Source organism: Cereibacter changlensis JA139 (assembly GCF_003034985.1).
Lineage (GTDB): Bacteria > Pseudomonadota > Alphaproteobacteria > Rhodobacterales > Rhodobacteraceae > Cereibacter > Cereibacter changlensis.
On the sequence record NZ_PZKG01000420.1, the window covers coordinates 1 to 581 of the forward strand.

General features: G+C 70.1%; 1 protein-coding gene. It reads left to right on the plus strand.

Annotated elements, in window-relative coordinates; genetic code table 11:
• The coding region (locus C5F48_RS25575) for a calcium-binding protein (RefSeq protein ID WP_373454376.1) at nt 1–581 on the plus strand (581 nt) is incomplete at both ends.

Here is a 581-nt window from a genome sequence, read left to right on the forward strand (position 1 = left end):
CCTTCGACGGGCTCGGCCGGGTGACGGAGATCACCGCCACCGATGACGGCAGCTACGGCGACGACACCATCACCAGCGGCGACGGCGAGGATTGGATCGTCGGCGGCGCCGGGGCGGATGTCATCACCGACGGCGACGGCTTCGCGCTGATCCTCGGCGATCTGGGCTCGGTGCTGGCGACGGGCGGGGTGCTGACCTCGGTCAGCAGCATCGTCGCGCTGCAGGGCGCCAAGGACACCATCACCACCGGCGACGGGAAGGCCTGGGTCTTCGGCGGCGAGGGCTCCGACAGCATCACCGACAGCGAGGGCGACGCGGTCATCCTCGGCGACCTCGGCAAGGTGACGCTGGCGGATGGCATCATCGTCCGGGTCGAGGCCACGGAGGTTCTGCGCGGCGGCGACGATGAGATCACGACCGGCGGCGGTGACGCCTGGATCGTCGGCGGGACCGGCAGCGACAAGATCGCGTCGGGCGAGGGCCGCGGATATATCCTCGCCGATACCGGGCTGATGACCTTCGACGACCTCGGCCGGGTGACGGAGATCACCGCCACCGACGACGGTTCCTACGGCGACGAT